We start from the raw sequence: 23642 nt of genomic DNA, 5'->3' as shown, positions 1-23642 counted from the left end.
ACCGGTCGTGCGGCAAGGCAAGGAAAGCGAATAATTCGGATTTCAGGAAAATTTCAGGTCAGATGGCCCAGCCACCGGCGTAAAAAGCCACCAGTGCCACAGCAATCACCACCGTACCGATATTCAGCTTGCGCCATTCACCGGCAAACAGGCGGCCAATCACCAACGCGGCGAAACCGAGCATAATGCCGGTCACGATGTTGCAGGTCAGCACGATAAATACCGCCGTCAGCAGGCCAGACATGGCATCGACGAAGTCCTTGAAATCGATTTTCGCCACGTTGCTCAGCATCAGCAGACCGACATACATCAGCGCCGGTGCGGTGGCATACGCCGGCACCAGATACGCCAGCGGCGACATAAACAGAATTACCAGGAACAGCAGACCCACTACCACCGCCGTCAGGCCGGTTTTACCGCCCGCCGCCGTACCCGCCGCCGATTCGATATACACCGCTGCCGGGGAAGCCCCCACCAGACCGGCAAACAGACTGCTGATGGAGTCGGTGGTCAGGGCGCGGCCACCATTAATGATCTGGCCCTCTTTATCCAGCAGATTGGCCTGACCGGCCACCGCACGGATGGTGCCGGTAGCATCAAACACCGCCGTCATCACCAGCGCCAGCACCGTTGGCAATACCGCCGGTTTGAGCGCACCCATGATATCGAGGCTGAACACCAGCGACTGGCCGCTGGCATCTTTCAGGCTCGGCATGGCAAACAGCCCCTGGTATTTCACCGCCGGGTCAAAAATCAGCCCAACGATCGAGATCGCCACAATGGTCAGCAAAATGCCGCCGGGAACACGACGTTTTTCCAGCCCGAAGATCGCCGCCAACCCCACCAGCGCCATAATGACCGGGAACGAGGCAAAGTGGCCCAGCTCAACCGGCAGACCCGCCGCCGGATTTTTTACCACCAGGCCGACGCTATCCGCAGCGATCAGCAGCAGAAACAGGCCGATACCGATACCGGTACCATGTGCAATACCCATCGGCAGGTTACGCAGAATCCACGCACGGATGCCGGTAACCGAAATCAGGGTGAACAGCAGGCCCATCAGGAACACCGCGCCGAGCGCCACCGGTACGCTAATGTGCTGGCCGAGTACCAGACTAAACGCGGTAAATGCCGTCAGTGAGATCGCACAGCCAATTGCCATCGGCAGGTTGGCCCACAGCCCCATGATGATCGAACCGAAACTGGCGACCAGGCAGGTGGCGACAAACACCGCCGTCGGCGAGAAGCCCGCTTTGCCGAGCATCCCCGGTACCACGATAACGGAGTAGACCATCGCCAGGAAGGTGGTTAACCCCGCCAGCACTTCCTGACGCACGCTACTGCCGCGTGCTGAAATATTGAACCAGCCGTCCAGTTTTCCACCGGCCGGGCGAGATTCGCCAGACATAATTAATCCTCTGAATTTTTTGTGTTGTGAGTGGCCGCGCGACTGACGTTTGCCTGCCATCCTGGTGCACGTTTCTCCACTGAGAAACAACGCAAACGTTTACGTAGTCGCGTATTTCTGGTCGTAAAAAGGGGAACACAGAAAAAAGGCAAACGATTATCCGGTGATTGGCCTGAGATTTTCAACTGCTAATCTACATAGATACAGGATAATCCTCATTGCATAACAGAAATGCAACGTAGTTCCGCTGCCTCACCGTTTGCCAGATGCAACGGAAAGGACTGGAAAATCTAGGGATTTCCCCAGTGACTTTCGTTGCGCAACCAAGTGATAGCCGGGTTGCGCAACATGATTATTGGCTGAAATTGATCGGGCCACCCTGCTCAATCGCCCGCTGCCAGGCGGCACGCTGTTCCAGTCCCTCCAGCCAGAGCTGGCTGGCGGGCATATCACGCAGGCCAGAGCGGGCACGCATCGCCAGCAGCGGAAAACTCATCTGAATATCAGCGATGCTAAAACGATTGCCCGCAAAATATGGATGCTGACTCAGGTGATGTTCAATCACATCACCATGTAAGGTCAGTTGCTTATTGAGCCAGGCTTTCTGGATACCGGCACTGAAAGCCTTACCCGCCGGACGTAACAGCCAGGGCACCGGTTTTTTACCCAACTGTCCAAACACCAGCTTCATCACCAACAACGGCATCAGCGACCCCTCGGCATAGTGCAGCCAGTAACCTGCTGCAATCTGCGCATCCTCATCAGACAGCTTCAACCGATATTCGACGTCATATTTGTCGGCCAGATATTCGAGGATCGCGCCAGATTCCGCCAGCACGCGATTGCCATCGGTGATCACCGGAGATTTGCCCAGTGGATGGACTTTCTTCAACGAGTCCGGTGCCAGCAATGTGCCTTCACGTTGGTAACGTTTGATCTGATAAGGCACCGATAGCTCTTCCAGCAGCCACAGCACCCGATGTGAGCGCGAATTTTCAAGATGGTGAACGGTGATCATCATGGCTTCCTGACCAATGGTTTGACCAGTAAGTATAGATGATGTCACCTCAGCGTTTCTGCTCGTCCTGTTGCGGATCGAGTAAAACCGCCCCTGAACCTTGCTCGCCTAAACGGTCGCCCGGGTTGCGGAGTGGGCAGTCACGCATCGACAAACAACCACAGCCGATACAACCATCGAGATCATTGCGCAGTCGCGTCAGGGTTTCGATACGTTTATCCAACTCTTCACGCCAGTGCTGTGTCAGCGCATCCCATTCCTGGGTCGACATGCGTTTATTGGCGGGCACATGCATCAAACTGTCGCTCACCGTCGCGAGAGGAATCCCTATGCGTTGCGCGATTTTAATGATGGCCACCCGGCGCAGCACATCACGGCTATACCGCCGCTGATTACCGTTATTACGCGTACTGGAGATCAATCCTTTGGTTTCGTAAAAGTGCAAAGCCGATACCGCCACGCCGCTGCGCTTCGCCACTTCACCCGGTGTCAGCACCGGTTTCGGGTAGTTGCGTTCTTTTTTCATTTGGCTCTTTACCTCAAGTTAACTTGAGGAATTATACTCGCTCCCCATTGAAACTTCGAATCTCTACTCAGAAGGATGTGGTTATGATGCAAGAGGAAATCATTCATTCACTGACTCACTGGATCGATCAGAATCTGGATAAAACCCTGTCGATTGATGAAGTAGCGGCTAAATCAGGTTATTCCAAATGGCACCTGCAACGTATGTTCCGTACCGTGACGAAACAAACGTTGGGGGGTTATATCCGCGAACGTCGCTTAACGCTGGCCGCTGAGGCTCTGCGCCAGACGCAACGTCCGGTATTTGATATCGCTATGCAGTACGGTTACGACTCACAACAAACCTTTTCCCGCGTTTTTCGCCGTCAGTTTTCGCAAACGCCGACCGCGTATCGCCACACCATGCGCCGTCAGGCGATGATCCAGCGTCCACGCCTGGTGAGCTTTGATTGCAGCGAGAATATGGCCAGCTTTACCCAGCGTACCACCGGCGAGTGCTGCCCGGTGCGCTAACCCTGCCTGCGCGCCCCGAGCGGGCGCTCCCTGCCTTGCTTAAAATCGCGCGATAAATCGCGCCGCTACCTCTCTATGCGTCATGCCTGATTCGCGCGGTGTTTCTGCCGATATCGATAAAATTTTTTCTACCATACCAGGTATAAATTTTGTTCAAAGTTTCAAATCGGGTGATATAATGTGACCCAAGTCACAGTTTAATGCGTAGTTCGACGGCCTGAAGGGCCTCCCTGACCTTCCTTCTCTGCCGCCAGTGATGTCCGTCGAATGTCAGGGATGTTACTGATTCATAGAGGTTCGTTGCAGATGGCTACTTTAACCACCAGTCTTATCGTTATGCGCTGGGAATTGCTGAGCGCAGTAATGATGTTTTTCGCCAGCACCCTGAAAATTCGTTTTCGTCAGAACAGCCACCATGTGATGGCACTGATGTGCGGTGGAATCGGTCTGGGTATGTCCTGCTGGTTTGTTACCGGCCTGATGGGGATCACCCTCAGCATGGAAAATCTGCATAACTTCATGGAAATTTCCAAGAATGCCTTTGTCGAAGTGATGAGCCAAACGCCAGCCGACTGGCCGATGCCTTAATCGCTGCCAATAAAAAACCCCGCATCGCGGGGTTTTTTATTTGCTGTGTGATTTCAAACTTTCTTCAATACGGCCGGGATGTTGACATCCGCTACCGTTCCATCCGGTGTCTGCGCACCAAGACGGTCCTGAATCCACATATCACCCATCATCTGATTAAGTCCACGATCCAGCCCGGTGACCATCCCGGCTCCCGGCGTAAAGGTCAGTTCACCAAAATAAACCTGCTGTTCGTGGATATACCAGTCAACGCGCACATAATCGAAATCACTTGCCAGCTTCTTACTCAGCACTAACGCGTGTTGTAACGCGGCCATTTGCGGCGAAATATCCAATCCGGTATCACGAATCTTATGGTAGGCATCGTTTAAGTTGTTCACATAAAAATTCATAGAAAGCAATGGATTACATCGATTATAAATCACCTGAAGCACATACTCGAAATTGCCATCACGTTTATTGAACATGTGGAACTTGTAATCAACCGGCACGTTTTTCCCGTCACCAATGTACTTTTCCACCAGAATGCGTGGCTTGATGTAACGGTAATGAATCTCACGCGCCTCATCCGCATAGTCTTTTTTCAACCAGGTCTGGCATTTGCTGATGATCTGCTGCTTCTTCAACGCATCCGGCTCGTCTAACAGGATCTCGACCATATTCGAACCGTGATTCGGCTTGATCACCGTATTCTTCCAGCTTGCCATCGTATGCAGCGTATGGGGATCACTGGTTTCATACACCAACGGAATCAGATACTCACTCCCTACCTTCTCAGCAATGTAATCGCGCACCGAGTATTTATCCGACAGGCGACCATAGTTCAAATAATCGCCATAGACAAACTTGCGATACAGCACCTTCTCATTAAACACCTTGGGCTGACGCAAATTCGGTAACCGACGAAATCTACGAAAGTAGTACAGACGGTCCTGGTAAGCCCAGGGCATTTTTTTGATGAAATACCGCACACTTCGTCTGAGTTCATCTTTCAACTTGAGCATATCTAACCTCATTTGTAGGTTTTGTAGTTGAGCGAGGAAACTTGAATCTTAAAAATGGCGCCATTTCTGAAGAAGTAATTCATTACCGTCAGGGACAGAAGTTCGGTAATGAAAACGCTCCAGGCGGCCCCCATGATGCCGTAGCCCTGGATCAGCCACCACGAAAGCGGCAGACTGATGGCCATCAAGCAGATAATTTTTCTAAGCAGATAATTAAATCCTCCTTCCTTGACCATGTAGCGATACGCCACCGTTCCCATCGCCGAAAAACTGGATGCTATCGACAACACCGTAATAAGACTTCCCGACTGCGTGTATTCGTGACCGTACAAAGCAATGATGATTTTTTCGCCACATAAGGCGATGACGAAAAGCAAAAGCAATGAAACACCCAAAACATAACCATTCAGGCGCGCCGTCAACTTGTTGGCAACCTCACCGCGCTCCCGGAAGATTTCTGAAAAGCTGGACGTGATAATGGCTAACGGGATGAAGGTCCACGATGCCGAAATGGTGTTGGCGGCCGCGAACAAGCCCAGCTCACGCGCCGAAGCGATCCCCACCAGAAACATCTGCGCGGTTTTCACCTGTACCGAAATAAAAATACTGGAGATCGCCAGCGGCAGACCGGCATAGAGCAGATAACGCAGGTAAGGACCGCGTTTACTCCGTGCGGGTGCCTGTTCCTGATTTTCGCGGTAAAAGTTGTAGCGTTTGATGGCATAGGGAACCAGCGTAACCACCACGATCGACAACGTCAGCCAAATCGGGTTAAGTCGAAACCAGGCAATGGCAAAGCTGATGGAGAAACCGAGCAACAGGCCGATTGAATTCGCAATGGTATTGAGCCGGGAAGCCAGACGTGCGTTGTTATACACACTGAACGTGTCCTGCGTAACAAACACCGAGGCGATAAACGAGGCCAGGGCAAACGCAAGGAAGTTTTCCTGCATGTTGTACCAGACCCAAATCAACACCGGCACCGAGGTCAACACCAATAACGCGAATCGCAGCGTGCGCGCTACGTTCATCAGGCGCACACCTTTCGGCTCACTCTTGCTGATGGTCTTGAACAGTATCGTTTCGGTGCCAAACATCGCTACGGTCTGCACCATAGAGAACAGTGAGGTGGAAAACGCCATTTGACCAAACACCGTTGGGCCAAAGGATTTTGCCACATAGGAAGTCACAAATATGACGCCGAAAACCGAGACGATCTTCTCAGACATCATCCAGGCGGCATTTGACATTACGCTTAATTTCATCAACTCGTCCTTAGTATTACTTACTACAACTGCTTTCGGTACAACGTCCTTGAAAGAATTAAACAAGCGCTAATTGGGCCTGACTTAAATTAATAACTTCAAACCATGCTGGTCCGAAAAAGGGGACTCGCATCAGGATTCTGACAATGAATTCAGGATAATTCTGATTAAATCCGGCGCGAAACCCAGTGGATGTAACCGATTCCAGTCAAAATAATGACCAAAAAGTCACTGGCATATCCTGTCTTTTTTGCAAGCAGGTTATGCCGTTTTTTCAATGAATGTATAATTTTTCCGCATTTGGGATGAAATGAATCTATATCAAAAACCCAACACCAGGAAGGCGTTCAATGGCAATCAGAATAAAATAAGACTTATCCCATGATGATATTTATTCTAAATATCTTAATTTAACCCTCGCAATTCTAATCGCGCACTTTAATACTGCATTAATAGTGTTCTTGCAGTACCAGATATTAATACAGTAATTCTCATCCACTAATTGATAAGAAAGGTAATAGCATTTATGAGAAAGTCACGATATAGCGAAGAGCAAATCACAAATGCCATTAAAGCTTCTGAAACAGGAGTGAAAGTCAGGGAGATTTGTGAGGAGCTTGGCATTTCCGAAGCCACTTTCTATAGCTGGAAGAAAAAGTTCTCTGGCCTCTCTTCTGAGGAGGGAAGAAGAATCAAAGAGTTAGAAGACAAGCTCCAAACACTCACCCGCGAGTTGCAGGCGCTTAGCTCTGATAAGGAGATGCTGCAAAGCGTACTGAAAAACTTCTTTACCACCAATGAAAAACGCCAGGCTGTTAACTTCCTGCAAACCACCTTCGACATAGGCACACGTCGCAGTTGCCGCTTGCTGGATATTAGCCGCAGCGTTTATCACTATCCCTCAGGTACGGATAATCGCTAACCATGGTAAGACCGTTGTTATTTGACTTAATGCTGAGATTTGTTCTTACCAGAAGAGATGAAGATCAATTAATTCGGCGTTCCAAACATAACAATACGCACCATTTTTTCCTGATAAATTACATCGCGGAATTGCTTCTTTTTTTGCGGTAAAATTGATTCACATCAGCAAAAGTCTCGTATTTCAAGCTATTTACGTCCCTCCCAATCTCATTCAGGTGAGATTGGGGCTTTCATAATTACTTTATCAACATTAATATACTTGGCTAAATAACTGTAATTTTGTTTAGCATGCATGAACAACAGAATAGAATCGCCCTCTCATCCACTCTTCTTTTAAGTGGACCTACAGTAACCTGACGTGATCATATTATCCATTGCCATAGATGTGGTTAGCGTTTTAAGCACCAGGAATACTCCCGAAGAGAAACGTTATCAATGCTAAACAATAAAGCGATTGTCCATACCGGATAAGTTAATATCCGCTCACTATCCATCGTTATGCTTAAACATTCCCCGGCATGAAGATGACGGAAGATTCTCAACCAGGCGGCCGCACCTTGAAGAAATGATGGTTCCGGGGCAGGTTTTTCAGTGCCAGAGAGCAATCAAATGACGACCGTATGGGGTGTTTTCCCCCTCATCAGCTCCCCTTCAGCCACGATTTCAGCCGCTTTTGCCTGTTAATCCATATCTTTTGCGCGCGAATGTTGCCCGTCTCGCCCGGATAACCCGTCAACTGATATAACATTTCATGATAAAAAACTGCCAGTGGTCATGATAAAGAGTTATAACCTGGCGTGATTGGGGTGCAGATGAGGAAAAACAGGCAGGTTTTTGGTCTGGTCATAATCTTAAAAGTGGACGCAAATCAGGATGCCAGCACCACGTACTGGCATCGTTTCACGCTTAAATTTCCAGTGAGGTCACCACCGGTTGCGGCTTGATACGCATAGCTGAGATGACGCCAATAATCAGACAGCCAATACCGATGGCAGTCAGCAGGGGCGGCCAGCTTTGCCGCCATAAGAAGGTCCAGAACAAGCCAGATAGCGTTTCAAACACGATCAACGGCCCCATGATCACGGTGGGCAGGCGTTGGCTGGCCGCATTCCAGCACAAGGTTCCGAGCCAAGAGCATAACAGCCCTATCGCCAGCATCAGCCACAGGAAAACCATCGGCTGCGGGCCAAAAGGTAAGGCGAAATCGGGCTGCTGCCAGTGGATCTGCCCGCACACCAGCAGATAAAACACTAACGCCAGCGGTAATGTTACCAGGCCTTGCGCGGTCGCCCAACTGCCGGGTTTGTGCTGCGGATGGTTACGTAGCCAACGCGCATTACGTAACGGATACCAGGTCCAGCAGCCCACCGCCATCACCGCCAGCAGCAGCCCGGAGAGATAGCGCGGCCAGTCAAGCGCTGCCCCCTGCGCCTGCAACTCAGCACCGTTCACGCACACTAATCCCAGTGCGATGATCAGCAATGCGGGTGTCAGTCGCCGCCACGGCAAGCGCCCTTCAAGATGCCCGTAACACAGATTCGCCGTGACCGACATCACCACCGGTAAGGTGCCAATAATCATGGTGGATACCGGTGCTCCGGTACGCTGAATGGCGGTGGCGAGAAAGGCGTAATACATCAGATTCCCCACCAGCGACAGTTTCAACGCCTCAATCCAATCCTGGCGCACCAGTTGGCGCAGACGACGACGATCCAGCCAGGCAAGCGGCAACGCAATCAAACCAAAAGCGACATAGCGCCCGGCGGATTGCAATGTCCCGGGATAATCCGGTACCAGCAGCGGCCCGACAAAGATCAGCCCCCACATCAACCCCGCCGCCAGCGCGAACAGAACTCCAGCCAACATAATCTTTTCCTGATTGAGATATTCCGCCGCAGTGTGGCGGAACCCAGCCGCAAAAGCTTGTAGCAGATTGCGGTTAGCGTGCGGGCCAGACCTGTTTTTGATAGCGGCCAGGGGTGATGCCATAGCGATGGGCAAAGGCACGCGTCAAATGTGCCTGGTCGGTTAAGCCAACCGCAGCCGCAACCGAGGCCGCACTTTCCCCCTGCGCCAGCCGTGACTTGGCGTCATACAGACGGAATGCCATCAACATTTGATGGGGGGTGACGTGAAACTGCTGACGGAAACTGCGCAGAAAATGCCAGGGGGAGAGGCCTGCCAGTGCGGCCAGCTCATCCAGCCGGACCGGCTCAGCGAGGTTTTCACGCAGATACGCCTTCACCTGATCAAATCGGTGCCTCGCCTCAATGGGTCGGGATTGCCCACGCTGCGCCAATGGGCGCATCAACTCCAGCAACTCCACCAACAACCCTTCCCGTTCCAGCGCCGACTCGGCCTGCCACAAGGCCGCCAGCCGCAGCGAAAAGGGGTGCGCCAGACGGACATCGGTGCGCAGTGCCTCACTGAACCACCAGTTACGATCGCCAGTCAGCCTGTCCATTTCATCCGGCTGAATGTAGATCATGCGGTAACGCCAGCCCTCTTCACAGGCGGATTCGCCGGTATGCAGCTCGTCAGGGTTCATCATCACCAGTGAATGCATTGGGGCGGTGTAATGCGTACCCCGATAGCGAAAACGCTGCGCGCCGGACTCAATCGTGCCGATGCCAAACGCTTCGTGCGTATGCGGCTCAAAGGCATAGCGGGAGATATGCGCCTGGTACAGCTCAATGCCCGGCAGCTCAGCAAATTGCTGAAACTGCGCGCGGTCACGCTCGCACGGGAAGATTGCAGGAACCACTGACACGACACACCTCCATCGTTAACAAGGTAACCAGCATGCCCCGTAAGACGGGCAAAATGCAAAACAGATTTGTTTTGCCTGGGCGTGGCTTCAGCGCGACACTGACATACAGGCATATAAAAGGAGGCGATAATGGGAAGCAATGTAGTGATGGTGGTGGACATGCAGAACGGCGTGCTGGCAACGCCGCGTTTTGACCGAGCCGGGCGTTGCGCGCGCATCAATCAACTGATGGCCGCTGCTGACCAGGTGATTTTTATCCAGCACGTCGGCCCGTGCCTGGAGCTGCATAGCGAAGCCTGGCAGATAGTGCCTGAGCTACAACAACCGGCCAACGCCCTGTACGTCAATAAAACCGCCTGTGACGGCTTCTGGCAGACCGATCTGGCCGCACAGCTTGAGCAACACAACATTAGCGCTTTCGTGATGTGTGGCTGCGCGACCGATTATTGTGTCGATACCACCCTCAAGGTGGGGGCCAGCCTCGGCTATCGCATCACAGTCGCCGCCGATGCGCATACCACGGCCGATCGCACCTGGGCATCCGCGCAGCAGTTGATCAACCAACATAACGAAGTCTGGGCCGATCTGATCCTGCCGGGCAATCCGGTGCAGGTGCGACCGACCGCAGAGCTGCTGGCCGCCTGGCAGCCAGAGGCGGTTATCCCGTAACCGCTCCACCCAGGCTGAGGCCCTGAAACTCATCGGGCAACGCCAGCTTATAAATAGCAAAGTGCGCAACCGCACCAGGTTGCGCAGGCAGCGGCTGTTTTACCGGAATGTAGAGCTGACGATCGGCGCTGATAAAGGTGCCATCCGGCCTTAACAGCCGCGCATCGCTGGCAATGACGCGAGTTTCACCTGACGGTGCCAACACCCGAATGTTGTGGGTGACGGTTTCCGAGAAATAGACATTGCCCGCCGCATCCATACAGCAGCCTCCCGAAAAGTTGTTGTCGTACACCTGCTCCACATGGGGGAGGATGTCTTCATCACTCAGATCACTTTGCAGCCAACGGGTTTCCACGCGATAAAGCGGCCCGGTCGGTGCAGCCCAGTAAAGCCACTTACCGTCAGCGGTGATTTCAATCATGTCGCTATTGGGCGGATGGAACGTTTTGCTGCCTTTGATGCCCGACAGCATCGCGGGTGGCGCTTTATCTGACGCTTTCACCACCGTATTACCCGACAATCGGCGTTGGGTCTTGCCGCTGGCCATATCGTGCACAATGATGCCACCCAGGCCAGAGTCGGTGATATACAGTGCAGTGCCGTGAAAACGCAGGTCGTTCATCTGCGCGCCTGGCGGCAGAATATGCTCATCAAAACGCAGGATTTGCAGTATGTCACCACTGTGTGCATCCAGCTGGACCAGCTTTTGCGCGCCGGGTTGCGGCACCGCGTCCTGTGGCGAAAAAATGCCGGCACTGAGCGAACCCTGATCGACACACCACACCGTATCATCAGCAAAGATATGCACTGAGTTGAGGTAGACAAACGCATTGCGTCCATCCTCACCCGGCTGCCATTCATTCCAGCTATTACCGGGGAACGCCCGCAGACGCCCATCCGCTTCGCGCCGCGCCAGCGAAGGTGTGGGTTTATCTTTGGCATAACGCGGCAAGCCCAGAAACAGCACATTCTCGCGGGTTAACGCCACCTGATTCGCCATCCACGGCGAAACCAGGACCAGCTCCAGCGGTAACGGGTCCTCAGCGGTAAAGGCCTGTGCGTTGCGCGCTATGCCCAGCGCACCAAGAGCCAGCAGAAAGGTACGGCGGTTGAGGTTCACTCACACTCCTTTTAAGCCGTTATGTTAGGCCTGACAGGATGGCGAAGCCGCTGTGGGGATGAACGGCTTTTTGTGCCACGACGCGAGGAATGTGGCAAAAGGTTAAAGCCAGCGGGCAACTGGCGAGCGAACCCGCACCTCGTCATGCACCTTTTTGGTTCAAGTTCATCACCAAACAGACATTTATCGCTTATATCGTGTGCAAATAAACAAAATAAAGCACGATAAATCCACAAAAAGCGCAATTAATGCACGAAACGTGAATAAGCCAATAAAATAATTACTCTTTATTATCATTATGTTAGCCATCATCCTCTCAACAGAATCTCTTGCTGGCCCAGGAATTGCTAATCCCATGTAGATAAATATTGATACCTGCGGGGAGTAGGCATGGGCAACCATCAGTCAGAAAGTCAGCTGCACAGAGGCTTGAAGAATCGCCATATTCAGTTGATTGCGCTGGGAGGCGCAATCGGCACCGGGCTGTTTCTTGGCATTGCACAAACCATAAAAATGGCAGGCCCCTCGGTCCTGCTGGGCTATGCCATTGCCGGAGCGATCGCCTTCTTTATTATGCGCCAGCTCGGCGAGATGGTGGTTCACGAACCGGTTGCTGGCTCATTTAGCCATTTCGCCAACCAATACTGGGGGCGTTTTGCTGGCTTCGTATCAGGCTGGAATTACTGGGTGCTTTACGTGCTGGTCAGCATGGCAGAGCTGACCGCAGTCGGTATTTACGTCCAATACTGGTGGCCGGAAATCCCGACCTGGGTTTCTGCCGCGGTATTCTTTGTCGCGATCAATGCCATCAATATGACCAACGTGAAGATTTATGGTGAGGTCGAATTCTGGTTTTCAATCATCAAAGTCGCGGCGATTGTCGGTATGATCGGTTTCGGTGCCTGGCTGCTCGCCAGCGGACACGGCGGTCCCGAGGCCAGTGTGGCAAACCTGTGGCAGCATGGCGGTTTTTTCCCTAATGGAATCAAGGGACTGGTAATGGCCATGGCCGTGATCATGTTCTCATTTGGTGGTCTGGAGCTGATCGGCATTACCGCCGCCGAGGCCGATAATCCGCAAAAAAGCATTCCGAAAGCCACCAACCAAGTTATCTATCGCATCCTGCTGTTCTATGTTGGCGCGCTGGCTGTGCTGCTGTCGCTTTATCCGTGGCAGAAAGTGGTCGAAGGGGGCAGCCCGTTCGTCCTGATTTTCCATGCACTTGACAGTAATCTGGTCGCGACCTTGCTTAACGCCGTGGTGTTGTCTGCTGCGCTTTCCGTTTATAACAGCTGCGTGTTCAGCAACAGCCGCATGTTGTTTGGTCTGGCGAAACAAGGGAATGCACCGGCCGCATTGTTAAAAATTAACCGGCGCGGAATTCCTTTCAACGCGCTCAGCGTCTCGGCACTGGTAACCGCGCTGTGTGTGCTGCTGAACTACCTTATGCCGGGCAAAGCTTTCGAACTGCTGATGTCGCTGGTCGTTTCTGCACTGGTCATTAACTGGGCGATGATCAGTATCACCCACCTGAAATTCCGCCGTGCCATGCGCTCCGCTAAACAGAAAACCCGTTTCCCCAGCCTGGGCTACCCGGTGACCAATATCCTGTGCCTGCTGTTCCTGGCCGGTATCCTGGTGATTATGTCTATCACGCCGGGCATTGCGATTTCAGTTTGGCTCATCCCCGTCTGGCTGGTGGTGCTGGCCGTAAGTTATCACTTAAGAAAGAAGAAAAACCCCGCGCCCATCGGCACGATGGTAGACACCAAACCGCTCTGAGACCGTAACGGCATCTGGCCCGCGCAACGGGCCAATATCAGCAGATCAGGGTCAACTGGATGTCATCGGCGAGAAAAAGAGCATAAAAAAAGAGGCCATCTGGCCTCTTTCAAAATCCATCTGCAACGCGTTCTGATCTTAGAACGGGATGTCGTCATCAAAATCCATCGGCGGTTCGTTGTTCGCCGGTGCACTCTGCTGCTGCGGACGCTGCTGTGCGCCACCGCTGAACTGGTTGCCGCCCTGCGGCTGCTGTGGCTGCTGTGGCTGACCCCAGCCATTGTTGTTGCCGCCGCCCTGGCCGCCCATCGGCGCACCACCGGTGCTCGCGCCCTGCTGACGGCCACCCAGCATCTGCATGGTGCCGCCCACGTTCACCACGATTTCCGTCGTGTAACGTTCCTGGCCGCCCTGGTCCTGCCATTTACGGGTACGCAGCTGGCCTTCGATATAGACCTGTGAACCTTTACGCAGGTATTCACCGGCAACTTCCGCCAGTTTGCCAAACAGCACAACACGGTGCCATTCGGTGATCTCTTTGTTTTCACCGGTTTGTTTATCACGCCAACTTTCTGACGTAGCCAGCGTAATGTTGGCAACTGCGCCACCATTTGGCATATAACGTACTTCCGGATCCTGACCCAGATTCCCGACAAGAATCACTTTGTTAACGCCACGACTGGCCATGTTGCTGTCTCCCGATGAGTTAATGCGTCAATACTAAACGATCAATTCTAGCACGTCTGGATCGCGGTTCCCACTTTCGAGCTGGCTTCCAGAATACACAAAAAAACACAAAATACTGGATATTTATTCAGTCTATTTTTTGTGCCATAATACGCGTTTCTTCTGGCCGCCGTCGGCAAGGCGCGGCGAGTGCTGCTAATCCGGGAAAGGTGAATGGATAAGATCGAAGTTCGTGGTGCCCGCACCCATAATTTGAAAAACATCAACCTGATCATCCCTCGCGACAAACTCATTGTGGTCACCGGTCTGTCAGGCTCCGGTAAATCCTCTCTGGCGTTTGATACGCTGTACGCGGAAGGTCAGCGTCGCTATGTGGAGTCGCTCTCTGCCTATGCGCGCCAGTTTCTTTCTTTAATGGAGAAGCCGGACGTTGACCATATTGAAGGTCTCTCGCCCGCCATCTCAATTGAGCAAAAATCCACATCCCATAACCCGCGCTCGACCGTCGGCACCATTACGGAAATCCACGACTATCTGCGTCTGTTGTTCGCCCGCGTAGGCGAACCGCGCTGTCCGGATCATGACGTCACCCTGGCGGCGCAAACCGTCAGTCAGATGGTGGATCAGGTGCTGGCCCAGGAAGAAGGTCGTCGCCTGATGCTGCTGGCTCCGGTGGTGAAGGATCGCAAAGGCGAACACACCAAAACGCTGGAGAACCTTGCTTCGCAGGGCTATATCCGCGCCCGTATCGACGGCGAAGTCTGCGATCTTTCCGATCCGCCGAAGCTGGAGCTGCAGAAGAAGCATACTATCGAAGTGGTGATTGACCGCTTCCGCGTGCGTGATGATCTCGCGACACGTTTAGCCGAATCGTTCGAAACCGCCCTGGAACTGAGCGGCGGCACAGCGATTGTTGCCGATATGGATGACAGCAGCGCCGAAGAGATGCTGTTCTCCGCCAACTTTGCTTGCCCGGTGTGCGGTTACAGCATGCGTGAACTGGAACCGCGTCTGTTCTCGTTCAACAACCCGGCAGGTGCCTGTCCAACCTGTGACGGCCTCGGTGTGCAGCAATATTTCGATCCCGATCGCGTGGTGCAAAACCCGGAGCTGTCGCTGGCGGGCGGTGCGATTCGCGGCTGGGATCGCCGCAATTTCTACTATTTCCAGATGCTGCGTTCACTGTCTGAACATCTGGATTTCGATGTCGAAGCACCGTTTAACAGCCTGAGCGACAAAGCGCAGCAGGTTATTTTGTACGGCTCCGGCAAAGAAAATATTGAATTCAAATATATCAACGACCGTGGCGACACCTCGGTGCGCCGCCATCCGTTTGAAGGCGTGCTGCACAATATGGAGCGCCGCTACAAAGAGACGGAATCGAACGCGGTACGTGAGGAGCTGGCGAAATTTATCAGCAACCGCGCCTGCGCCAGCTGTGAAGGCACCCGTCTGCGCCGTGAAGCACGCCACGTATTTGTGGAAAACACCAACCTGCCGACCATCTCTGACATGAGCATCGGCCATGCGATGGATTTCTTCCGCGATCTCAAACTGAGCGGTCAGCGTGCCAAAATTGCTGAGAAAGTGTTGAAAGAGATTGGCGATCGCCTGAGCTTCCTCGTCAACGTCGGGTTAAATTACCTTTCCATGTCACGCTCCGCAGAAACGCTGTCCGGCGGTGAAGCCCAGCGTATCCGTCTGGCCAGCCAGATTGGTGCCGGTCTGGTGGGTGTGATGTACGTGCTGGATGAACCGTCAATTGGCCTGCATCAACGCGACAACGAACGCCTGCTGAGTACGCTGATCCATCTGCGCGACCTCGGCAATACGGTGATTGTGGTCGAACATGATGAAGATGCGATCCGTGCCGCCGACCATATTATTGATATCGGCCCTGGCGCAGGTGTGCACGGCGGCCAGGTGGTCGCAGAAGGTGATGTGAACGCCATTATGGCGCATGAAGATTCCCTCACCGGTCAGTACCTGAGCGGCAAACGGGAAATTGCCGTGCCAAAAGAGCGCATCAAAGGAGATCCGGCCAAGGTGCTGAAGTTGACAGGCGCGCGCGGCAATAACCTGAAAGACGTGACGCTGACGGTGCCAGTTGGCTTGTTTACCTGTATCACCGGTGTCTCCGGTTCCGGTAAATCGACGTTGATTAACGATACGTTGTTCCCGATTGCCCAACGTCAGTTAAACGGTGCCACCAGTGGCGAACCCGCGCCATATCGTGAGATCGCTGGTCTGGAGCATTTCGACAAAGTGATCGATATCGATCAAAGCCCGATCGGCCGTACACCGCGTTCCAACCCGGCGACCTATACCGGTATCTTCACCCCGGTGCGCGAATTGTTTGCCGGTGTGCCAGAGTCGCGTTCGCGTGGTTATAACCCTGGACGCTTCAGCTTTAACGTGCGCGGTGGACGTTGTGAAGCCTGCCAGGGCGATGGCGTGATTAAAGTCGAAATGCACTTCCTGCCCGACATTTACGTCCCCTGCGATCAGTGCAAAGGCAAACGCTATAACCGTGAAACGCTGGAGATTAAATACAAAGGCAAAAGCATTCATGAAGTGCTGGAGATGACCATCGAAGAAGCGCGTGACTTCTTTGATGCCGTCCCTGCGCTGGCGCGCAAGCTACAAACGCTGATGGATGTGGGCCTGTCGTATATCCGTCTTGGACAGTCTGCTACCACGCTGTCCGGCGGTGAAGCGCAGCGCGTTAAATTGGCGCGTGAGCTGTCGAAACGTGGCACCGGCCAGACGCTGTACATTCTCGACGAACCGACCACCGGTCTGCACTTTGCCGATATCCAACAGCTGTTGGAAGTACTGCATCAGCTACGCGATCAGGGCAATACCATCGTGGTGATTGAGCACAATCTTGATGTGATCAAAACGGCGGACTGGATCGTCGATCTCGGTCCGGAAGGCGGCAGCGGCGGCGGTGAAATCCTGGTGGCAGGTACACCGGAAACCGTCGCGGAATGTGAGAAATCACATACGGCACGCTTCCTTAAGCCAATGTTAAAAAAGTAATTTCCCTCCCAGGCCCGCGATTGCGGGCCTGATTGTTTCTGCCAGATCCCCCAGAGAAATGCAGAAACAGGCAAGAATCAGACATCTTCAGGCATATACGCTTTCCCACCGGGTGACTATCCTTACACAGTTCCTTTTTGGCGCACTCAACGCGCCTTTGTCCCTCCCGCTACGCGGAGGGGACCCCGCAAAAAACTCACGACACATCGTAACTGGAGACACCATGAATATTACGCATGCCTATGCCGCACAGGACGCGAAATCCAAACTCGCCCCGTTCGACTATAAGCCGCGCGAGTTGCGCGCTCATGATGTGCAGATTGAAGTGTTGTACTGCGGCGTCTGCCACTCTGACCTGCATACCGCGCGTAACGAATGGAAAAACACCCTTTTCCCGGTCGTGCCGGGTCATGAAATCGTTGGCCGCGTCACTGCGGTTGGCGCACACACCCACAAATATAAAGTGGGCGATCTGGTGGGCGTTGGCTGTATGGTTGATTCCTGCCGTAGCTGTCCGAGCTGCCAGGAAGGTCTGGAGCAGTACTGTGAAAACGGTTTTGTTGGCACCTACAACGGTGAAGATCGCGAAACCAAAGCCATCACCTATGGCGGCTACTCCACCAGCATGGTAGTCGATGAGAGCTTTGTACTGCGCGTGCCGGAAAACCTCGATCTGGCAGGCGTGGCCCCACTGCTGTGTGCCGGTATTACCACATATTCCCCGCTGCGCCACTGGAATGTCGGCCCGGGCAAGAAAGTGGGCATCGTTGGTCTCGGTGGTCTGGGTCATATGGGGGTGAAGCTGGCGCACGCCATGGGCGCACATGTGGTGCTGTTCACCACCTCGCCGTCAAAAATTGAAGACGGTAAACGCCTTGGCGCTGACGAAGTGGTGATCTCGAAGGATGCGGATCAGATGGCTCAGCACCTCAACAGCTTTGACTTCATCCTCAACACCGTGGCGGCGCAGCACGATCTCAACCCGTTTATTGCCCTGCTGAAACGCGATGGCAACATGACGTTAGTTGGCGCACCCGAGCACGATCACCCGGCACCGCAGGTGTTTAACCTGATCTTCAAACGCCGCAGCATTGCTGGCTCGCTGATTGGCGGTATCGCAGAAACCCAGGAAATGCTGGACTTCTGTGGTAAGCACGGTATCACTTCAGATATCGAACTGATCGCCATGAACCAAATCAACGAAGCCTATGAGCGTATGCTGAAAAGCGACGTGAAATACCGTTTTGTAATTGATATCAACACCCTGCGTGAGGAAGCTGCGGCTTAATCCTCTTCATGGCTGACGCCCGCCGCGCGCGTGGCGTCAGCCCGTTGCCAGGAAGCATCCACCAGATAGTAAATCTGTGAATCTTTCAGGGAGCCGTCTAACCACAGCGTGCTCCAGTGGGATTTGTTCAGATGCTCGCTGGGAAACACATCGTTATGTTCTTCACGCAATAACTCGGCCAGCGCCGGGGTGGCTTTCAGCGAAACCGCCGGACGCCCTTTCACCTCATGCACCATCGCAAACAAAATCCCATCGCTTTTAATCTGCGTGGCTTTCCAGTCACTGTGCACGCTTTGTTCCGCGCCCGGCTTGCTCATGCAATATGTCAGTAGATCCGAAGTGTTCATGTTTACTCCCCTTGTAAGGTGGCGACAATGCGCCGCGCGCCGCCGTGAACCCGATGCTCACCGAGCCAGATCCCCTGCCACGTTCCCAGCATTAGCCGCCCACGGCTAATCGGTAGCAACAAGGATACGCCGAGCAGCGACGACTTAATGTGCGCGGGCATATCATCTGCACCTTCATAATCGTGCTGATAGGGGGCATTTTCCGGCACATGACGCAGAAAATGTTGCTCCATGTCGCTGCGTACCGTGGGATCACAATTTTCATTCAGAGTCAGTGAGGCAGAAGTGTGCTGTAGCAACAAATGCAACTGACCGATACGCACATCCGACAGGGCGCGTAACTGCCCGACGATTTCGTCGGTGACCAGATGAAAACCACGAGGTTTGGCGCTAAGCGTTAAGGTTTGTTGGTGCCACATGCCCTGAATCCTGAATTAAACACACGGTTTAAGTGTGCAGCATGACGGCGAAAGGTAAAGGAAAAAACGGTCTGAAAAGACGTGAAAAAAACGCCAGCCCGAAGGCTGGCGATTTATCGCGGGTTACATCACCGCGGCAAAGGCTTCTGCTACCTGATGTACGTTGCGGCTGTTCAATCCCGCCACGCACATACGGCCACTGGCAATCAGATAAACGCCGAACTCATCACGCAGGCGATCGACCTGCTGAGCACTCAGACCGGTGTAGCTGAACATACCGCGCTGTTTCAGCAGGTAATCGAAGTTCTGGCCCGGCAGCTTCTCACGCAGCACCGCAACCAGCGCCTGACGCATTTCGATGATACGCAGGCGCATCGCTTCCACTTCCGCCAGCCAGTTGTTCAGCAGCGCTTCATCATTCAACACGCAGGAAACCACCTGCGCACCGAAGTTCGGCGGGCTGGAGTAGTTACGACGCACGGTGGCTTTCAACTGACCCAACACGCGACCGGCTTCTTCTGCGCTATCGCACACGATGGAAAGTCCACCGACGCGCTCGCCATACAGAGAGAAGATTTTTGAGAACGAGTTGCTGACCAGCGCAGGCAGGCCCGCGGCTGCAACAGCACGAATCGCATACGCATCTTCGTTCATGCCCGCGCCAAAGCCCTGATACGCGATGTCGAGGAACGGAATCAGTTCCTGTGCTTTCAGCACTTCAACTGTCTGATCCCACTGTGCATTGGTCAGATCAGCACCGGTCGGGTTATGGCAGCACGGATGCAGCAGCACGATGCTTTGCTTCGGCAGGGTTTTCAGCGCAGCGATAAAGGCATCGAATTTCACGCCGTTGGTGTCAGCGTCATACCACGGGTAAGTGCTGACCTCAAAACCTGCGCCGTTGAAAATCGCAATGTGGTTTTCCCACGTTGGATCGCTGACCCATACGTTGGAGTTCGGGAAGTAACGTTTCAGGAAATCCGCACCCACTTTCAGCGCACCGGAGCCACCCAGCGTCTGAATGGAGGCAATACGGCCCGCTTTCAGCATCGGGTGCTCGCTGCCAAACAGCAGCGGTGCAATGGCGTTACGGTAGGGACCAAAACCTTCCATCGGCAGATACAGCGAAGCCTGATGCGGGGCCGCTTGCAGGCGTTCTTCCGCTGCGGCTACGGCCTGCAGCTGAGGAATGATGCCCTGCTCGTTATAATAGAGGCCGATGCTCAGATTCACTTTATTTGCGCGCTGGTCCTGCTTGAAGGTTTCCATCAGCGACAGAATCGGATCGCCGGCATAGGCATCAACGTTTTGAAACACGGTGCAGATCTCCATGATTGGTCAAAAAAGTCAGGTAATGATGCATCGTCAGACCCTGTAGCGGCCGGGGCGGTGATTCATGGCGATGATCAGATTCAGGATCACCGCACCCGCTATCGAGGCCAGCAGCATAGGGACGGAGACGACAAACAGCGAAGCCAGCACCACGCAGGTATCCACCGCCATTTGCAGTTTCCCGGCGCGCAGACCGATACGGTCCTGCAACCAGAGCGCCAAAATATTGACGCCGCCGAGGCTGGCCTTGTGACGAAACAACACTATAAACCCAATCCCCATTACCACGTTACCGAACAATGTCGCATAAAACGGATTTAGTGAGGAAAAATGGATGAACAGTGGGTGTAGATGGGTAAACAGCGACACCAGCCCCACTGCGCAGAACGTTTTCAGGGTAAATTCCCAGCCCATGCGCCGCACGGCCAGCCAGTAAAACGGCAGGTTAATCAGAAAAAAGGCGCTGCCAAACGAAAGCGGCGTCAGGTAGCTAATTAAGAAAGCAATCCCGGCAGAGCTGCCGGTCAGTGCGCCAGCCTGCTTCAGCATAATTACGCCAAAGGAGACCATCAAAGTGCCAAGCACTATCGCCAGAGCATCTTCGATGCGGGAATGGGGAATTTTGGTGGGTTCGACAACGTTATCCATGGATTTTTCTCATTGCAATTGATGCGCTTCAAATGCAAAAAACGCACCACATCGGCGACGTCGTGTCGTCGCCGATGGGTGCCAGTGATTATCCAATTGATAACTAAGGCGCTTTATTGCAGGTTTTTGTGCACGGCCTGGAGGTTAAATCAGTAATCCATGCACAAATCTGTTATCTGGTGCGCGTTTTTTGCATTTGATTGGCAATAATTGCACCAGACTAGCACATCACGCACTTTTTTGGCGCGTTTTGTGCTCGGGAATTATCATCAAACCGTTCTCTTTTAAACGGCTCAACACGACCGAGGTTTTCACATGGGCCACGCTTTGATGGCCCGACACCAATTGGCTGATTAACGCACTGAGTGAAGCCAGATCGGCCACCGCAACTTTCAGCAGGTAATCCGCATCACCGGTGGTTTTGAACGCATCGACGATGGCCGTTTCCTGCTCCACCATGCGGTGAAAACTCTCTTCGTAATCGGGGGTGTGGTTAATCAGTCGCACTTCAATCAATCCCACCATGCCGAGGCCAATAGCATCGGGTGATAAGCGGGCGTGATAGCCAAGAATCAAGTTTGCCTGCTCAAGATTGATGCGGCGGCGTGAACATTGGGACGCCGAAAGGCCAACTAAATCACTGAGTTCCTGGTTGGTGAGGCGGCCGTTAGATTGTAATAATGTCAGTATCTTAAGGTCGTAATCGTCTACCTGAGTCATTCTGCTTCCAGAGCGTAAAGGGGTGCGCTTTGCTACAGATAACCTGATTAAAGGCGGGGTTGTCCAACACTATTTTCTGATGACGTGAAATGCATGCACAGATCGTGCATGCAGAGGGGAAAAGAGGATTATTCGTCGTCGTATTGCGGGCCTGCGTAGTTATCAAAACGCGACCAATGACCATTGAAGGTCAAACGTACTGTGCCAATCGGTCCGTTACGCTGTTTACCAATGATGATCTCGGCGATCCCTTTCAGATCGCTATTTTCGTGATACACCTCATCACGGTAAATAAACATGATCAGGTCAGCATCCTGTTCGATCGAGCCAGATTCACGCAGATCCGAGTTCACCGGGCGTTTGTCGGCACGCTGTTCCAGCGAGCGGTTAAGCTGCGACAGCGCCACCACCGGCACGTTCAACTCTTTCGCCAACGCTTTCAGCGAGCGCGAGATCTCCGCAATTTCCAGCGTGCGGTTGTCGGATAACGAAGGCACGCGCATCAATTGCAGGTAGTCGATCATGATCATGCTCAACCCCCCGTTTTCACGATAGATACGGCGTGCACGCGAACGCACTTCTGTCGGCGTCAGGCCGGAAGAATCATCAATAAACATGTTCTTCTTTTCCAACAGGATGCCCATAGAAGCAGAAATACGCGCCCAATCCTCATCTTCGAGCTGACCGGTACGGATACGCGTCTGATCAACACGTGATAATGAAGCCAGCATACGCATCATGATCTGTTCGCTGGGCATTTCCAGACTGAAAATCAGCACCGGCTTTTCGTGCAGCATGGCGGCGTTTTCGCACAGGTTCATGGCGAAGGTGGTTTTACCCATCGACGGACGCGCCGCCACGATAATCAGATCTGACCCCTGCAAACCGGCGGTTTTTTTGTTCAGATCCTGATAACCGGTATCCACCCCGGTCACACCATCGTGTGGCGTGGAAACCAGCGATTCAATACGCGATACCGTGGCTTCCAGAATTTGCTCGATGTTCTTCGGGCCATCATCTTTGTTGGCACGCTGTTCGGCGATCTTGAAGACGTTGGATTCCGCAAAATCGAGCAGGTCTTCGCTGCTGCGCCCCTGCGGATCGTAACCGGCATCGGCAATCTGATTGGCGACCGAGATCATTTCGCGCACCACGGCGCGTTCACGGACGATGTCAGCATAGGCGCCAATGTTGGCGGCGCTTGGGGTGTTTTTCGCCAGTTCGGCAAGATAGGCAAAGCCCCCCGCCATCTCCAGCTCACCGCGCGTTTCGAGCGATTCAGACAGCGTAATCAGGTCGATAGGCTGCCCGGCCTCCAGCAGGTTCTGCATTTCGGAGAAGATCAGCCGGTGCGAGCGGTTGAAGAAATCTTCCGCCACGACACGCTCGGAGACGTTGTCCCAGCGCTCATTATCCAGCATCAACCCACCGAGTACCGACTGCTCCGCTTCAATGGAATGCGGCGGCATTTTCACGCCCTCCAGCTGGCGGTCGCGGGTTTCGTTCGATTTGTTGGTGGGTTTATTTCCTGCCATAGTGAATGCATTACCGATCTTTTGGAGTGACGGGCAAG

At 53.3% G+C, this 23642-nt stretch carries 22 protein-coding genes; 7 read left to right on the top strand and 15 right to left on the bottom strand.

Going from position 1 to position 23642, the window contains the following annotated elements; translation table 11 throughout:
• Nucleotides 1-58: 58 nt before the first annotated feature.
• From PAT9B_RS01665 to soxR, 3 genes are all read right to left on the bottom strand, one after another.
• The gene (locus PAT9B_RS01665; RefSeq protein ID WP_013507515.1) at nucleotides 59-1408 is read right to left on the bottom strand and encodes an NCS2 family permease; all 1350 of its coding nucleotides are present in this window, start codon (nucleotides 1406-1408) and stop codon (nucleotides 59-61) included.
• Between the two features lie 352 nt (nucleotides 1409-1760).
• Nucleotides 1761-2426: a glutathione S-transferase family protein gene (locus PAT9B_RS01660; protein ID WP_013507514.1), complete on the bottom strand. Its 666-nt coding sequence runs from the start codon at nucleotides 2424-2426 to the stop codon at nucleotides 1761-1763.
• A gap of 49 nt (nucleotides 2427-2475) precedes the next feature.
• Nucleotides 2476-2952 (bottom strand): redox-sensitive transcriptional activator SoxR, encoded by a 477-nt coding sequence (gene soxR / locus PAT9B_RS01655; RefSeq protein WP_013507513.1) that lies wholly within the window; start codon nucleotides 2950-2952, stop codon nucleotides 2476-2478.
• Nucleotides 2953-3035: 83 nt separating this feature from the next.
• Here soxR and soxS point away from each other — a divergent pair, with 83 nt between their 5' ends.
• Nucleotides 3036-3464: a superoxide response transcriptional regulator SoxS gene (soxS, locus tag PAT9B_RS01650; protein ID WP_013507512.1), complete on the top strand. Its 429-nt coding sequence runs from the start codon at nucleotides 3036-3038 to the stop codon at nucleotides 3462-3464.
• A 306-nt stretch (nucleotides 3465-3770) separates the two neighbouring features.
• Nucleotides 3771-4052 (top strand): YjcB family protein, encoded by a 282-nt coding sequence (locus PAT9B_RS01645; RefSeq protein ID WP_013507511.1) that lies wholly within the window; start codon nucleotides 3771-3773, stop codon nucleotides 4050-4052.
• Between the two features lie 53 nt (nucleotides 4053-4105).
• Here the strand turns inward: PAT9B_RS01645 and PAT9B_RS01640 are convergent, their stop codons facing one another.
• Nucleotides 4106-5056 carry an ATP-grasp fold amidoligase family protein gene (locus PAT9B_RS01640; protein WP_013507510.1) on the bottom strand — a complete coding sequence of 317 codons (951 nt, stop codon included), beginning with the start codon at nucleotides 5054-5056 and terminating at the stop codon, nucleotides 4106-4108.
• 8 nt (nucleotides 5057-5064) lie between these two features.
• Entirely contained in the window at nucleotides 5065-6321 is a 1257-nt protein-coding gene (locus PAT9B_RS01635; protein ID WP_013507509.1) for a polysaccharide biosynthesis C-terminal domain-containing protein, read from the bottom strand.
• Between the two features lie 526 nt (nucleotides 6322-6847).
• Here PAT9B_RS01635 and PAT9B_RS01630 point away from each other — a divergent pair.
• Entirely contained in the window at nucleotides 6848-7243 is a 396-nt protein-coding gene (locus tag PAT9B_RS01630) for an IS3 family transposase (protein WP_013507508.1), read from the top strand.
• Between the two features lie 908 nt (nucleotides 7244-8151).
• On the opposite strand, the gene PAT9B_RS01625 is transcribed toward PAT9B_RS01630, so the two are convergent.
• Both PAT9B_RS01625 and PAT9B_RS01620 read right to left on the bottom strand, forming a co-directional pair.
• A complete protein-coding gene (locus tag PAT9B_RS01625; protein ID WP_013507507.1) occupies nucleotides 8152-9111 on the bottom strand; it encodes a DMT family transporter in 960 nt (319 codons plus the stop codon).
• 73 nt (nucleotides 9112-9184) lie between these two features.
• On the bottom strand, nucleotides 9185-10015 hold the full coding sequence (locus PAT9B_RS01620; protein WP_013507506.1) for an AraC family transcriptional regulator: 831 nt from the start codon (nucleotides 10013-10015) through the stop codon (nucleotides 9185-9187).
• Between the two features lie 129 nt (nucleotides 10016-10144).
• On the opposite strand from PAT9B_RS01620, the gene PAT9B_RS01615 reads away from it, so the two are divergent.
• Nucleotides 10145-10684, top strand: coding sequence for an isochorismatase family protein (locus tag PAT9B_RS01615; RefSeq protein ID WP_013507505.1), 540 nt, complete (start codon nucleotides 10145-10147; stop codon nucleotides 10682-10684).
• Here PAT9B_RS01615 and PAT9B_RS01610 read toward each other — a convergent pair.
• Nucleotides 10674-11804 (bottom strand): SMP-30/gluconolactonase/LRE family protein, encoded by a 1131-nt coding sequence (locus tag PAT9B_RS01610; RefSeq protein ID WP_013507504.1) that lies wholly within the window; start codon nucleotides 11802-11804, stop codon nucleotides 10674-10676. The genes PAT9B_RS01615 and PAT9B_RS01610 overlap by 11 nt on opposite strands.
• A gap of 390 nt (nucleotides 11805-12194) precedes the next feature.
• Here PAT9B_RS01610 and PAT9B_RS01605 point away from each other — a divergent pair, with 390 nt between their 5' ends.
• Complete coding sequence (locus tag PAT9B_RS01605; protein ID WP_013507503.1) at nucleotides 12195-13586, top strand: amino acid permease; 1392 nt, start codon at nucleotides 12195-12197, stop codon at nucleotides 13584-13586.
• Nucleotides 13587-13724: 138 nt separating this feature from the next.
• Here PAT9B_RS01605 and ssb1 read toward each other — a convergent pair whose 3' ends face one another.
• Complete coding sequence (ssb1, locus tag PAT9B_RS01600; RefSeq protein ID WP_013507502.1) at nucleotides 13725-14273, bottom strand: single-stranded DNA-binding protein SSB1; 549 nt, start codon at nucleotides 14271-14273, stop codon at nucleotides 13725-13727.
• 213 nt (nucleotides 14274-14486) lie between these two features.
• Here ssb1 and uvrA point away from each other — a divergent pair, with 213 nt between their 5' ends.
• Nucleotides 14487-17315, top strand: a complete 2829-nt coding sequence (uvrA, locus tag PAT9B_RS01595; protein WP_013507501.1) for an excinuclease ABC subunit UvrA — start codon at nucleotides 14487-14489, stop codon at nucleotides 17313-17315.
• Nucleotides 17316-17538: 223 nt separating this feature from the next.
• Nucleotides 17539-18603: an NAD(P)-dependent alcohol dehydrogenase gene (locus tag PAT9B_RS01590; protein ID WP_013507500.1), complete on the top strand. Its 1065-nt coding sequence runs from the start codon at nucleotides 17539-17541 to the stop codon at nucleotides 18601-18603.
• Here PAT9B_RS01590 and PAT9B_RS01585 read toward each other — a convergent pair.
• From PAT9B_RS01585 to dnaB, 6 genes are all read right to left on the bottom strand, one after another.
• Complete coding sequence (locus tag PAT9B_RS01585) at nucleotides 18600-18950, bottom strand: MmcQ/YjbR family DNA-binding protein (protein WP_013507499.1); 351 nt, start codon at nucleotides 18948-18950, stop codon at nucleotides 18600-18602. The two genes, PAT9B_RS01590 and PAT9B_RS01585, sit on opposite strands and share 4 nt — an antisense overlap.
• 2 nt (nucleotides 18951-18952) lie before the next feature.
• The gene (locus PAT9B_RS01580) at nucleotides 18953-19369 is read right to left on the bottom strand and encodes a secondary thiamine-phosphate synthase enzyme YjbQ (RefSeq protein ID WP_013507498.1); all 417 of its coding nucleotides are present in this window, start codon (nucleotides 19367-19369) and stop codon (nucleotides 18953-18955) included.
• Between the two features lie 123 nt (nucleotides 19370-19492).
• Nucleotides 19493-20686, bottom strand: a complete 1194-nt coding sequence (locus tag PAT9B_RS01575) for an amino acid aminotransferase (RefSeq protein WP_013507497.1) — start codon at nucleotides 20684-20686, stop codon at nucleotides 19493-19495.
• A gap of 48 nt (nucleotides 20687-20734) precedes the next feature.
• Nucleotides 20735-21349 carry a YitT family protein gene (locus PAT9B_RS01570; protein ID WP_013507496.1) on the bottom strand — a complete coding sequence of 205 codons (615 nt, stop codon included), beginning with the start codon at nucleotides 21347-21349 and terminating at the stop codon, nucleotides 20735-20737.
• Between the two features lie 228 nt (nucleotides 21350-21577).
• Nucleotides 21578-22069: an Lrp/AsnC family transcriptional regulator gene (locus PAT9B_RS01565; RefSeq protein WP_013507495.1), complete on the bottom strand. Its 492-nt coding sequence runs from the start codon at nucleotides 22067-22069 to the stop codon at nucleotides 21578-21580.
• A 128-nt stretch (nucleotides 22070-22197) separates the two neighbouring features.
• Nucleotides 22198-23604, bottom strand: coding sequence for a replicative DNA helicase (gene dnaB, locus PAT9B_RS01560; protein ID WP_013507494.1), 1407 nt, complete (start codon nucleotides 23602-23604; stop codon nucleotides 22198-22200).
• Between the last annotated feature and the right edge of the window lie 38 nt (nucleotides 23605-23642).

The sequence above is a fragment of the Pantoea sp. At-9b genome (assembly GCF_000175935.2).
GTDB lineage: Bacteria > Pseudomonadota > Gammaproteobacteria > Enterobacterales > Enterobacteriaceae > Pantoea.
Note: the sequence above shows the minus strand (reverse complement) of the source record. Positions and strands in the feature narration are given on the sequence as shown.